This is a genomic window from Pseudonocardia thermophila, assembly GCF_900142365.1.
GTDB lineage: Bacteria > Actinomycetota > Actinomycetes > Mycobacteriales > Pseudonocardiaceae > Pseudonocardia > Pseudonocardia thermophila.
In genome coordinates this window covers 290,671-303,014 of record NZ_FRAP01000004.1, presented here as the reverse complement: position 1 = coordinate 303,014, position 12,344 = coordinate 290,671, and the positions used below count along the sequence as shown (strand labels likewise).

General features: G+C 75.8%; 8 protein-coding genes. 5 read left to right on the top strand and 3 right to left on the bottom strand.

Features of this window, described 5'->3' with window-relative positions:
* The first annotated feature begins 72 nt into the window (after window positions 1-72).
* Window positions 73-234, top strand: coding sequence for a hypothetical protein (locus BUE41_RS30690; protein WP_159444874.1), 162 nt, complete (start codon window positions 73-75; stop codon window positions 232-234).
* On the opposite strand, the gene rnhA is transcribed toward BUE41_RS30690, so the two are convergent.
* Window positions 231-671: a ribonuclease HI gene (rnhA, locus tag BUE41_RS07745; protein ID WP_073456351.1), complete on the bottom strand. Its 441-nt coding sequence runs from the start codon at window positions 669-671 to the stop codon at window positions 231-233. The genes BUE41_RS30690 and rnhA overlap by 4 nt on opposite strands.
* A 117-nt stretch (window positions 672-788) precedes the next feature.
* On the opposite strand from rnhA, the gene BUE41_RS07740 reads away from it, so the two are divergent.
* The 4 genes from BUE41_RS07740 to BUE41_RS07725 all read left to right on the top strand — a co-directional run bounded on the left by BUE41_RS07740 (window position 789) and on the right by BUE41_RS07725 (window position 6,659).
* Window positions 789-1,946 (top strand): exonuclease SbcCD subunit D, encoded by a 1,158-nt coding sequence (locus tag BUE41_RS07740; RefSeq protein ID WP_073456255.1) that lies wholly within the window; start codon window positions 789-791, stop codon window positions 1,944-1,946.
* Window positions 1,943-5,287, top strand: coding sequence for an AAA family ATPase (locus BUE41_RS07735; RefSeq protein ID WP_073456252.1), 3,345 nt, complete (start codon window positions 1,943-1,945; stop codon window positions 5,285-5,287). Before BUE41_RS07740 ends, BUE41_RS07735 begins: the two co-directional genes overlap by 4 nt.
* The gene (locus BUE41_RS07730; protein WP_073456250.1) at window positions 5,284-6,234 is read left to right on the top strand and encodes a hypothetical protein; all 951 of its coding nucleotides are present in this window, start codon (window positions 5,284-5,286) and stop codon (window positions 6,232-6,234) included. The genes BUE41_RS07735 and BUE41_RS07730 overlap by 4 nt, the downstream gene beginning before the upstream one ends.
* Window positions 6,235-6,443: 209 nt before the next feature.
* Window positions 6,444-6,659 (top strand): hypothetical protein, encoded by a 216-nt coding sequence (locus BUE41_RS07725; protein WP_073456248.1) that lies wholly within the window; start codon window positions 6,444-6,446, stop codon window positions 6,657-6,659.
* Window positions 6,660-7,165: 506 nt separating this feature from the next.
* Here BUE41_RS07725 and recD read toward each other — a convergent pair.
* Together recD and BUE41_RS07715 are read right to left on the bottom strand one after the other, a co-directional pair.
* Window positions 7,166-8,989 (bottom strand): exodeoxyribonuclease V subunit alpha, encoded by a 1,824-nt coding sequence (recD, locus tag BUE41_RS07720; RefSeq protein ID WP_234997044.1) that lies wholly within the window; start codon window positions 8,987-8,989, stop codon window positions 7,166-7,168.
* Window positions 8,986-12,339 carry a UvrD-helicase domain-containing protein gene (locus BUE41_RS07715; protein ID WP_084754564.1) on the bottom strand — a complete coding sequence of 1,118 codons (3,354 nt, stop codon included), beginning with the start codon at window positions 12,337-12,339 and terminating at the stop codon, window positions 8,986-8,988. The genes recD and BUE41_RS07715 overlap by 4 nt, the downstream gene beginning before the upstream one ends.
* Between the last annotated feature and the right edge of the window lie 5 nt (window positions 12,340-12,344).

The window sequence follows — 12,344 nt, the reverse complement described above, 5'->3', positions numbered from 1 at the left end:
GAGCCGATCCCGGCGAACCTGGTAGCACTCATCCCCGCGCAGCGCTGTGCCCCACCGGACGAGGATGCGCCGGTGACCGTGCCGCTGCAGCGGGTCCGCCCGCCCAACCCGGTGCTGGTCGAGGAGCTGGCCCTCCCGTCGACGCGCCGGCCCGCGCTCGACCGGGTCACCGCCGTGGTGCTCGGCGCCGGGCTGGTGGCCGTGCTGCTCGTCGTGACGCTGCTGGTGTTCTAGCTCCGCTCGCGGCGGGCCTCCTCGAGCCCGCGCAGGGCCAGGCGGTCCGCCCGTTCGTTCTCCGGGTGGCCGTTGTGGCCCTTCACCCAGTGCCACGACACGGTGTGCCGAGCGGCCGCCTCGTCGAGCCGCCGCCACAGATCGGCGTTCTTGACCGGGGTGCGCGCCGCGGTCGTCCAGCCGTTGGCCTTCCACTTCGGCAGCCAGCTGGTGATCCCGTTGCGCACGTACGTCGAGTCGGTCCAGATCTCCACCACGGAGGGGCGGGTGAGCGTCTCCAGCGCCTTGATCGGCGCGGTCAGCTCCATCCGGTTGTTCGTGGTGGCGCCGCCCTCCCCGCCGTACAGCTCCTTCTCCGCGGTGCCGTAGCGCAGCACCGCGCCCCAGCCACCGGGGCCGGGGTTGCCGCTGCACGCGCCGTCGGTCCAGATCTGCACGACCGGCACGCTGCCTCCTCCCGTTCCGCGCCGCCGACGCTAGCGAACCGACCGCCCACCGCCGCCCACGGGGCGCCTCCGCGACCGTGTCGGTGCCGGCCCATACGATGGCGCGCGATGCGACTGCTGCACACGTCCGACTGGCACGTCGGCAAGACCCTCAAGGGCCGGAGCCGGCTCGACGAGCAGGAGCAGGTGCTGCGGGAGATCGTGGCGATCGCCCGCGAGCACGAGCCCGACGCGGTCCTCGTCGCGGGCGATCTCTACGACTCCGCCGCACCGTCCGCGCAGGCCCAGCACCTCGTCGTGCGCACGTTGATGGGGCTGGCCAGCACGGGCGCCGAGGTCTACGCGATCGCCGGCAACCACGACAACCCGTCGATGATCGACGCCTACCGCCCGCTCGCGAACGCCGCCGGGATCACCCTGGTCGGCTCGGTGCGCACGGCCGACCGCGGCGGGCTGATCGAGTTCACCGCGCGGGGCACCGGCGAGCGCGGCACGCTGGCGGTGCTGCCGTTCCTGTCGCAGCGCTACGCGGTGCGCGCCGTCGACCTGATCACGCACACGGCCGCGGAGAACACCGGGACCTACGACCAGCAGCTGCGTGCCGTGCTCAAGTCGCTGACCAGCGGGTTCCGCGACGACGCCGTCAACATCGTGATGAGCCACCTGACCGTGCTCGACGGGAAGCTCGGCGGCGGCGAGCGGGCCGCGCAGACGATCTTCGAGTACGCGGTGCCGGCGACCATCTTCCCGGTGGAGGCGCACTACGTGGCGCTCGGGCACCTGCACCGCCGCCAGCAGCTGCCCGCCCCGGCGCCGGTGCACTACAGCGGGGCGCCGCTCGCGGTCGACTTCGGAGAGCAGGACAACGCCCCCGTCGTCTGCCTGGTGGAGGCCGCGCCTGGCGTGCCGGCGACCGTCACCGACATCCCGATCACGTCGGGGCGGCGCCTGCGGACCGTGCGCGGCACCGTCGCGGAACTGTCGGAACTCGCCGATACCGTCGGCGACGACTGGTTGCGGGTGTACGTCAAGGAGCCGGCGCGGGCCGGCCTGCGGGAGGAGGTGACGGCGGTGCTCCCGAACGCGCTCGAGGTGCGCATCGATCCCGAGTTCGCCGCTCCGGTCACCCCCGCGCGGTCGCGGCCCAGCACCGCCGCGGCGACGCCGGCCCAGTTGTTCCACGAGTACCTCGGTACCCGCTCGGTCGAGGACCCCCGCGTCGAGGAGCTGTTCCGCAGGCTGCACGACAAGGTGGCGGGTGGATGAGGCCGGTCCTGCTGGAGATGACGGGGTTCGCGGCGTTCCGCGAGCACACCCTCGTCGACTTCACCGGCGCCGACTACTTCGCGCTGGTCGGGCCCACCGGGTCGGGCAAGTCCACGGTGATCGACGCGCTCACGTTCGCCCTCTACGGCTCCGTGCCGCGCTGGGACAACCCGCGGTCGGTGGCCAACGCGCTGGCCCCCACCCAGAACCGGGGCGCCGTGCGGCTGGTGTTCGACGTGGGCGGCGATCGCTACGTCGTCGCCCGGGAGCTGCGGCGGGCCGCGTCCGGGTCGGTGTCGGTGCGCGGCGCGCGGCTGGAGCGGCTGCGCGACCCCTCCGGCACGGGCGCGGCGGAGGAGGAGACCGAGCCGATCGCCGACGGCGCGGGCGACACCACCGCGGCGGTCACGCAGCTGCTCGGGCTCACGTTCGCCGACTTCTGCACCTGCGTGGTGCTGCCGCAGGGCGAGTTCGCCGAGTTCCTGCACGCCGAGCCGCGCAAACGGCAGGAGAAGCTGGTCCGGCTGCTCGGCCTGGACGTCTACGAGCGGATCGCGAAGGAGGCCAACGCCGAGGCCGCGGCCCAGCGCCAGCGCGCCGAGGTGCTGGAAGAGCAGCTGGCCGGGTACGCCGACGCCACCGCCGAGGCCGAGCAGGCGGCCGCGGCCCGGGTGGCGGAGCTGGAAGCGCTGGCCGAGCGGGTCGCCGCGGCGGTGCCGGAGCTGTCCGCGGCGCTCGCGGAGCAGCGCGGCGCCGCCGAGCGGCTCGATCGGCTGCACGACGAGATCGCGCGGCTGTCCGCGGTGCGGGCACCGGAAGGGCTCGCCGAGCTGGGCGCCCGGCGCGCGTCGGCGGTCGAGGCGGCGCGCAGAGCCGCCGCGGCGCTGGCCCGAGCGGAGGAGGCCGACACCGCAGCGCGCGCGGCGCTGGCCGCCGAGCCGCCCCGGGCCCGGCTGGAGCGGGTGCTGCACGACCACGAGGAGTTGGCCGCCGCCGTCGCGGAGCTGCCCGGCGCGCAGGACCGGCTGGCCAAGGCGACGTCGGAGTACACGGTGGCGGAGCGGGACGCGGTCGACGCACTGGCCGTGCAGAGCGCGGCGCGGGCCGCCGTCGACGCCGCCGTGGCCGCGCACCGCAGCGCGGACGAGCACGCCCAGCGGTTGCGCGCAGAACGCGCCGCGCTGCGCGGCCTGACCGCGCCCGCGGGGCTCGACGCGCTGCGCGGCCGCGAGGAGGCCGCCGTCCGTGAGCACGAGCGGGCGGTCGCCGAGCTGGCGGCCGCCGAGCGGGCCGAGGCGGCCGCCCGGGCCGCGGGAGCGGACGTGCTGCCGCGGGCCGTGCTGGACCGGGTGCGCCGGGACCTCGCCGATCTGGCCGCTGCCGAGCAGGCGCACACGGCCGCTGCAGCCGCGGTCGAGCAGGCCCGCCGAACGGTCGACGCCGCCGCCACCACCGTCACCGCCGCCCGGGAGCGGCGCGACCACGCCCGCGCCGCGCACACCGCCGCCGTCCGGTCCGGGCTCGCGGCCACGCTGCGCGCATCGCTCGTGGCGGGGGAGGAGTGCCCGGTCTGCGCGCAGACCGTCGCGACGGTGCCCCCCGCCGACGAGGCTCCCGAGACCGACACGGAGGCGCGCCTCTCCGCGGCCGAGCAGGAGCACGAGCGAGCCACGGCCGCGCACGCCACCGCCGTCGCGGCGCTCAGCCGGGCAGAGGCGGAGGTGACCCGCCAGGCCGCCGTCGTGGAGCGGCTGCAGGCGGGCCTGGCCGAGACCGGGATCACCACCGAGGCCGCGCACGCCGCCGCCGTCGCCGCGCTCGACCGGGTGGAAGCCGAGCAGCAGCGCGCCGCCGTCGCGGTGACGGCCGCGCGCACCGCCGTCACGACCGCGGCCGCCGCCGTCGAGGACGTGCGAGCCGAAGCCGCCCGGGCCGCCGCCGCGCTGCGCGCCGCCCGAGACCCGCTGGTCCCGTTCGGCGCCCCGGCCGCCGAGGACGACCCGTTCAGCGGATGGGCGGCGCTGCTGGAGTGGGCCGCCGCCGAAGCCGCCGAACGGGAGGCGCAGCTGCCCGCGGCCACCGCCGCCGCGGCCGCCGCCGAGCAGGAGCGGTTCAGCGCGGAGGAGGCGCTGCGCGCAGCGGAGCGGGCCGTCGCGGAGCGGCGCAGCGCGGAGACCGCCGCCGCCCGGGCCGAGCAGGAGGCGCGTGCTGCCGTCGCTGCGATCGAGCGGCGGATCGAGGCGCTGCGGGCCGCGCTCGACGGGGCCCCGTCACCGCAGGCGGCCCAGGCCGCGCTGGCCAGGGTGACCGCGGCCGAGCGGGCCGCGGAGGCCGCGGATGCCGAGCTGCGTGCCGCGCGGCGCGAGCAGCGGATCGCCGACACCGCCGCGGCCGACGTCGAACGCGCCGTCGCGGCCGGCTGGCGGGTCCTGCGCGCCGCCCGGGACCCCCTCGTCGCGCTCGGCGCGCCGGAACTCGACGAGGGGGACGGGGCGGCCGGCGGGCTGCCGGAGGCGTGGGCAGCGCTGCTCGGGTGGGCGGAGACCGCGCGTGCCGAGCGGGCCGCGCAGGTGGAGGCGGCGGAACGGGCGGCCGCTGCGGCGCGGGAGCGGGTGGGGGAGCTGGCCCGGCGGCTGACCGCCGAGCTGGCCGAGCACGGGGTGATCGCCGAGTCCGACGGTTTCGCCGACGAGCTGGCGGCCGAGCCCACCCGGGCGATCACCGCGGTGGCCACCGGGGCCACGCGGGCGCGGGCCGCGCACGAGCGGATCGTGGAGCGCCGCGCGGCCGTCGCCGATCTGGTCGCCGAGCGGGACCGCGCCGAGGAGGCGCACCAGGTCGCGAAGATGCTCGGCGGGCTGCTGCGCTCCGATCAGTTCCCGCGCTGGCTCGTGGCCTCGGCGCTCGACGCGCTCGTCACCGATGCGTCGCGGAGCCTGGCCGAGCTCTCGGGCGGGCAGTTCGAGCTGACCCACGACAACGGCGAGTTCCTCGTCGTCGACCACGCCGACGCCGACTCCCGCCGTCCGGTCAAGACCCTGTCCGGCGGGGAGACGTTCCAGGCCAGCCTGGCCCTCGCACTGGCGCTGTCCGCGCAGATCTCGAACCTGGCCGCCACCGGGGCCGCACGCCTCGAGTCGATCTTCCTGGACGAGGGCTTCGGCACCCTCGACGACACCAACCTCGACGTCGTCGCGAGCACGCTGGAGAACCTCGCCGCCGCGGGTGACCGCATGGTCGGGGTGATCACGCACGTGCCGGCGCTGGCCGAGCGGGTGCCGGTCCGGTTCGCGGTGCGGCGCGACCAGCGCACGGCCACGGTGGAGCGGGAGAGTCCGTGAAGTTCACCGTCGACCCGTGGGACCCGAGCTACGGCACGGGGCTCGACACCGAGCTGGGCGCGTCGTCGGCGCTGGTCGATCCCGATGTCGAGGTGCCGGCCGCGCGGTGGGCGCCGATCGATCCGGTGCCGGTCGTGCCGCCGTCGGCGGTGCTGTTCGTCGACGGGGTGCGGCGGGTCGACGCCCAGGTGTGGGTGGACCAGGGCAGGGAGAGCGCGCCCGCTCTGTGCGCGTCGTACGCCGCCGGTGTCATGTGCTGCTGCCCCGACCAGGGCGCGCACCTGGTGGTGCCGCAGGTCCGCCGAGGTCTGTTCACCACGGCGCGGGACGCCGTCGACATCGTCACGTCCGCGGGCACGTACACGGCGGTGCCGACGGCCGAGCGGGCCGACGTCGCACCGATGCAGCTGCTGACGCTCGCGCTGCAGCGGGCGCTGGGCGACGTCGAGCTGGAGGTGGCCGAGCGCGCCCGGGAAGGGGTCGGGGAGGCCGGTGACCTGCTCGTCGTCGACGGGCCGCTGCGCGGGCGGGCGCACCTGCCGCGCGCGATCGGGTTCGTCAAGAGCCACCGCAGCGACTACCTGCCGCCGCAGCTCGGCGGGGTCGTGGCGGCGCTGGAGCCGGGACAGCGCACGCCGGTGTTCGCACTCGGCACGTCGTGGGAGCGGCACACCTGGTACCTGCGGCTGCCCGGCGCGGCCGGTGCCCCGTGGGCGGGTGTCGTGCGGGTGGAGGCCCCGGCCGGTCCGGCGTCCGTCGAGTTGGCGGCGCTCAGCCAGGCGACGCTCGTCCGCTACGCCTCCACCGCGTACAAGGACGCACGTGCCCCGCAGAACCTGTACCCGATCGCGGGCCTCGAACGGGCCCTGCGCCGCCGTCTGGGCGAGCCCGCTGTGCTGTACCGGGCATTGCGGCGAGCGGCCGCGAAGCCGATCCTCGTCGGTTGAACGATCTGTGTGATTGCTCGCGGCCCGGCCGCTGATCATGCGCTCACCTGGGGATGTTTGTTGGGTGCAAGGAAGCGTGGCCGATGCCACATCCCGTTGACCGCGCTCTGGCGATTCAATGGCCGGGAAGCGTGAACCACCGAACGGGTGAACCGAGTCGACGTGGACCCCGGTGCCCGGCCCTGTACCCGAGTGGGCTGGAGGACATCATGATCATGTTGTGCGAGCGGTGCTGCGGCCAGATCGGCGAAGCCGAGCCCGTGGTGCGGCTCGCCCACATCGATCACGCCCACCCCGACGGCACGATCACCTGGCGCCACTCCTTCCTGCACGCCAAGGGCTGCGAGGCCCCGCGCCCGGCCGACCACGAGCGCCCGGACTTCGGCTCGTGGGACTCGGCTCGCGGAATCGGCGGCCTGCGGTAACGCCCCGGCGAGTTCTCCCGACGGGCCGCGCGAGTTGCCCCAAGGGGACGTGCGAGTTGCCCCGACGGGCAGTGCGAGTCGCCCCGACGGGACGCGCGAGTTTCCCATCCTGACTGGCGAGTTGTCCTTTCCTGACGGCGAGTCGGGGAATCGATGACGGCGAGCTGCGGATCTGCTGACACACGGAGATGGGGATTCGGTGCCGGGCGTCCGGCGCGTGGCTCCTAGCGGGCCTGGGGGCCACATCCGACCGTCACGAAACCACGACTCGCGGCCAGACGATCAACGACTCGCAGTCCTGGAAACCGCAAACTCGCGGTCTTGGCGGGGGCAACACGCCCTCCCCGTCGGGGCAACTCGCACGTCCCCTTGGGGTGACTCGCGCGGCCCGTGGGGGTAACTCGCGCGTCCCCTTGGGGTGACTCGCGCTGCCCGTTGGGGCAACTCGCGCGGCCCGTCGGGGTAACTCGCGCCGCGCGGGCCCGGTCCCGGCGTCACCCCCGTGCTCAGGCGAGGCGGTCGCGCAGGCCGCTCGCGCGGGCGACCGGGCGGGCGACGGCGGCGCGGACCGACTCCTCGGTGCCCACGATCCGCACCGACGCGCGGGCGCGGGTGACCGCGGTGTAGAGCAGCTCACGGGTGAGAAGCGGGCTCTCCGACGGCGGCAGCACGACCGTCACGCGGCGGAACTGGCTGCCCTGCCCGCGGTGCACGGTCATCGCGTGCACGGTCGTGACCTCGGGCAGGCGGGCCGGGGCGTACAGCTGCGGCGCTCCACCGCGGGCGAACGCCACCCGCGGCCCGTCCGGGCCGGCCACGACGACGCCGGTGTCCCCGTTGAACAGGCCGATGTCGTAGTCGTTCGACGTGACGAGGACGGGGCGGCCGGGCGTCCAGGGGCCGCGCGGGCGGTGCGGCTGGTCCGCGGCGAGCCAGCGTTCGATCTCCGCGGTCCAGCGGGACACCCCGTACGGGCCGCGGCGGTGCGCGCACAGCACCCGGTGCTCGTCCAGCGCCGCGACGGCCGCGGGCGCGTCCCCGGCGTCGGCGGCTTCCATCAGCGCCCGCCCCGCCGCGACGACGTCCGCACGCACCGCGTCGACCGCGCGCGGATCCTCCTCTGGCGGCATGACGAGCTGCAGCGCGGGATCGTCGCGGCGCAGCAGGTCCACCGCGGCGTCGGCGTCCCCGTCGCGGACCGCGCGGGCGAACTCGGCGATCGCCCCGCCGAACCGCCACACGTGCTCCAGCGTGACCACCCCGTGGACGACACCGCCGGGCACACCCATCTCGGCCAGCCGCGCGTCCAGCCACGGCTCGGGCCGCCCAGGTGCGCGGGCGAGATCGCCGAGCACCGCCCCGGCCTCGACGGACGCCAGCTGGTCGGGATCGCCCACCAGCACCAGCCGCGCCGCGGGCCGCACCGCGTCGAGCAGCCGCGCCATCATCGACAGCGACACCATCGACGTCTCGTCCACCACCACGACGTCGTACGGCAGATGGTGGTGGCGGTGGTGCCGGAACCCCAGCGCGGGGTGCCAGCGCAGCAGCCGGTGCAGGGTCGACGCCTCCGGCACCCGGCTGCGCAGGTGCGGTGGCAGCACCTCGGTGACGGCTTCCTGCAGGCGCGCCGCCGCTTTGCCCGTGGGCGCTGCCAGCGCGATCCGCCCGACGGCCGGCTGCTCGGCCAGCAGCTCGAGCAGCCGTGCCACGGTGGTGGTCTTCCCGGTGCCGGGACCGCCGGCGAGCACGGTGACCCGGCGCAGCACCCCGACCGCCGCTGCCTGCCGCTGCCGCACCGCGTCCGGTTCGAGGAACAACCGGTCGAGCCCGGCCTGCAGCGCCAGCAGATCGACGGGCGGCGGCTCCATGGCGGCGCGCTCCTGCAGCGAGGTGCGGACCAGCTCCTCCTCGTGCCAGTACCGTTCCAGGTACAACAGGTGCGCCGCACCGGTGGAGACCAGCCGCAGCGGCCGCCCGGACGGCGCGTCCGCTCCCACCGCGACGAGCGGCGACGCTCGGCAGGCTGCCAGCCACGCGGCCGGCTCCGGCCACGGCAGCACCGAGGTGTCGAGGACCTCGTCGCCCTCGCCGAGCACGGTGTGGTCGGCTGTCGCGAGGTCCAGGCACACCGAGCTCAGGCGCACCGCACGCACCGCCAGCGCCGCCGCGAGCAGCACCTCCTGCCGTTCCTCGCCGCCCAACCGGCCCAGCCGGGCGGCGACGTGCACGTCGGCGGGCTCCAGCACGCCTGCCCGGTTGAATTCCGCCAGCAGCCCACCGGCGCCGACGGCGAGCCGCGGATCCCCGACGTCCAGCGCGGCGGTCACCGAGCACCGTCCAGCAGGTCGGAGAGCTCGGTGATCAACGCTGCCGGTGGGTGCCAGCTGAACACGCCGCACGGCACATCGTCGACGGTGGGGGTGGCCGGTCCGCACATGCCCCGCACGAACAGGTACAGCACCCCGCCCAGGTGCCGCTCGGGGGCGTAGTCGCGCAGCCGCCAGCGCAGGTAGCGGTGCAGCGCCACTCCGTACAGCAGCGCTTGCAGCGGGTAGTTCGCCGCGATCATCGCGCCGGCCAGCAGCGGCGGCAGGTAGTGCGCGGCCGTCAGCGGCTCACCGGGCGCGGTGCCGAGCCAGTTCGTCTTGTAGTCGACGACGAGGAACCGCGGCCCGGGCAGCCGGAGCACCGCGTCGATGCTGCCGGTCAGGTAGCCGCGCAGCGGCTGGTCCTGCAGCTCCGGGTCGGCCAGCACGTCGGCGTAGGTGACCAGTGGATCGGCCGCGGACAGGTGCTTGCGCAGCAGCGGGGCCAGCTCGCCGAGCCGCACGTCCCGCGGACGCGGCGTGTCCCCACCGGCGAGCGGCAGCTCGAAGTCCAGTTCGGCGAGCCGGTCGCGCGGGGAGACGTCGGCCAGCCGCAACCCGTCGGCGAGTGGCCCCAGCGGCGTCTCGACCGCCGGGCGCAGCGCCGCGGCCAGTGTCTCCGCCTCCAGGCCGGGGACGGGGTGGCGGGCCAGCTGGGCCCGGCACTGCGCCACCAGCTCCGCGCCGAGATCGGCAGCGGTGAGGTCGGCCGCCTCGAGCACGGCGTGCACCAGCGTGCCGAAGCCGGTACCCGTGGGCAGCTCCGCCATCGGCGACGGGATCGCGGCCGCCGCACTGCCGACCGGTGCGGGCACGGCGACCTCCAGCTCGTCGACGGGATGCTGGTCCAGGTCGGCGTCGATGCCGGGTTCGTCGTCGGTGCTGCGCGTGTCGGCTTCGCTGCCCACGCCCGGCCCGTGGCCCGCACCCGCGGTGAGTGCCGAATACGACGTGCGGCGCCAGCGCAGGTCGAGTTCGCGGTCGAACCGGGCGGCCACCAGCGGTTCGGGGTCGGCCGGGTCGCTGGGCACCGCGGGCGGAACGACCGCGCGCGGCCGCACCGGTTCCACCGCCAGCACCGGCGACTCCAGTGCACGCAGCGCCTGCAGCGCCGCATCGTCGGCGGGTACCCGGTAGGCCAGCTCGGGGACCGTGCCCGGCGCGGGCCGCCCGATCAGCAACCGGTGCACCGGTGACGTGGCCGTGGTCGTGGCCGGCACCCACCACGTGACGACCCGGCTGCGCGCCCGGGTCAGCGCCACGTAGAGCAGCCGCAGATCCTCGCCGGCCTCCTCGAACTTGTGCGCGGCCACGTGGTCGCGGAACCGTTCGCCGGTCGGGCCGCCGACGTCGAGCACCCGCGCCCCGGCTGCGTCGTGCAGCAGCGGCACGTCGGGATCGCGGACATTGCGGTCCCACCCGAACGGCACGTAGACGACCGGGAACTCCAGCCCTTTGCTGCGGTGGATCGTGATGATCTGCACGGCGGCCGCGTCGGACTCCAGCCGGCGGCTGCGTGCGCTGCCCGCACCGGCTTCCGCCCGGTTGCCCGAGGTGGCCTCGCGGATGCGGTGCCCGAGCCAGTCGGCGAGCGCGGCTGGGCCCAGGTGTCCGGTGGTCGCGGCCTCGTGCAGCAGCTGGCCGATGTGCCGCAGATCGGTGAGGGTGCGCTCACCGCCGGCCTGCCGCAGCAACCGCTCCGGGAGCCCGGTGTCGGTGGTGACCGCCTCCAGCAGCGCTGCCACCCCCCGCTCGCGCAGCAGCGATCCCCACGCCCGCACCTGGCCGCCGATCCGGTCGAGCAGCTGGTCGGCGTCCGGGCCGCACAGCTCCTCGACGGTGTGGCCGAGGAAGCAGGTCAGCGCGGCCCCGCGCAGCCGGCTCGCCCGCGGCGCCTCGCACGCCTCCAGCAGCTGCAGCCACTCCGTGGCCACAGGGGTGGCGAACACGCTGGACGTGCCGGTCAGCACCGCCGGCACCCCGACGGCGCGCAGCGCGTCGTGCATCAGCGCCCCCTGGTCGTTGGTGCGCACCAGCACCGCGACGTCGCCGGGCGCCACCGTGTCCCCGGCGACCAGCTCGGCGATGTCCGCGGCCGCGTCGGCGGCCACCGCCCGGCGGGCCTCCTTGGCGAACACCAGTCCGCTCTTCGCCGCCGGCAGTCCGACTCGGCCCAGCACCCGCACCCGGAACGGCACGCCGGGGATCCGCTGCCCGGTGTGCGCCGCCCCCACCGGGTGCACGGTGATCCGCTCGTTCCCCAGGGCCACGTCGCCGAACACCTGGGCCAGCGCGTCGAGCAGCGGGGCGTCGCTGCGCCAGTTGGTGGCGAGCGTGGCGTGGCTGTCGGCGACCTCGGTGGCGTCGAGGTAGCTGCGCACGTCGGCGCCGCGGAACGCGTAGATCGCCTGCTTCGGGTCGCCGATGAGCACCAGCGTGGTGTGGCCGTGGAACGCGCGGCGCAGGATGCCCCACTGCACCGGGTCGGTGTCCTGGAACTCGTCGACGAGCACCACCCGGAACCGGGCCCGCAGCCTCTCGGCCGCCCCCCGCGCCGGGTCCGCGAGCGCGGCCGCGAGCCGGGTGAGCATGTCGTCGAAGGTGTAGATGCGCTGCTCCCGTTTGCGCCGGGCCACCTCGGCGCGCACCGCCGTGGCGAACCGGTAGCGCACGTCGGCGGTGCTGCCCGGCTCCGCGTCGCGCGGTTCCAGCCGGGCCTGGCCGTCGCCCACGGCGATCCGGGCAAGCCTCAGCGCCTCCTCGCGGGTGAACGCCGGGGTGCCGGCCGAGCGGTCGCCGTACTTGCGCACGTAGAAGTCGTCGACGACCTCGGTGATCAGGTCTTCGATGCTCTCGACGAACACCGCGTCGGGATCGCGGTCGCCGGCCGCGCCGAGCCCTGCGAGCATCTGCTGGCAGAACTGGTGGGTGGTGGCGATCGTGGCCGCGTCGAACTGGGCGAGCGCGCGGGTGAGCCGCTCCCGGCGGCGGGCCGCCTCGGCGTCGTCGACGGCCGCGAGCAGCGCGATCACCGCGTCCGACGATGCGCGCGCCGCGGCCGGGTCGCGCAGTGCCCGCTCCGCCGCACCGAGCCGCTCGCGGACCCGTTCCCGCAGCTCCTGGGTGGCCTCGCGGCCGAACGTCACCAGCATCAGCTCAGGTAGCTCGGCGTGGCCCTCGGCGACGTAGCGGACGGCCAGCGACGCGATCGTGTACGTCTTGCCCGTGCCGGCGCTGGCCTCGAGCACGGTGGTGCCGGTGGGGAGCGCGCCGCACACGTCGAACGCGGCGACCGACAGCAGCGACGTCACCGGGC

What these genes read in the sequence shown, in the direction of transcription:
- BUE41_RS07740 (WP_073456255.1), top strand. Translation starts at nt 789, where the DNA reads ATGCGACTGCTGCACACGTCCGACTGGCACGTCGGCAAGACCCTCAAG.
- BUE41_RS07735 (WP_073456252.1), top strand. Translation starts at nt 1,943, where the DNA reads ATGAGGCCGGTCCTGCTGGAGATGACGGGGTTCGCGGCGTTCCGCGAG.
- BUE41_RS07725 (WP_073456248.1), top strand. Translation starts at nt 6,444, where the DNA reads ATGATCATGTTGTGCGAGCGGTGCTGCGGCCAGATCGGCGAAGCCGAG.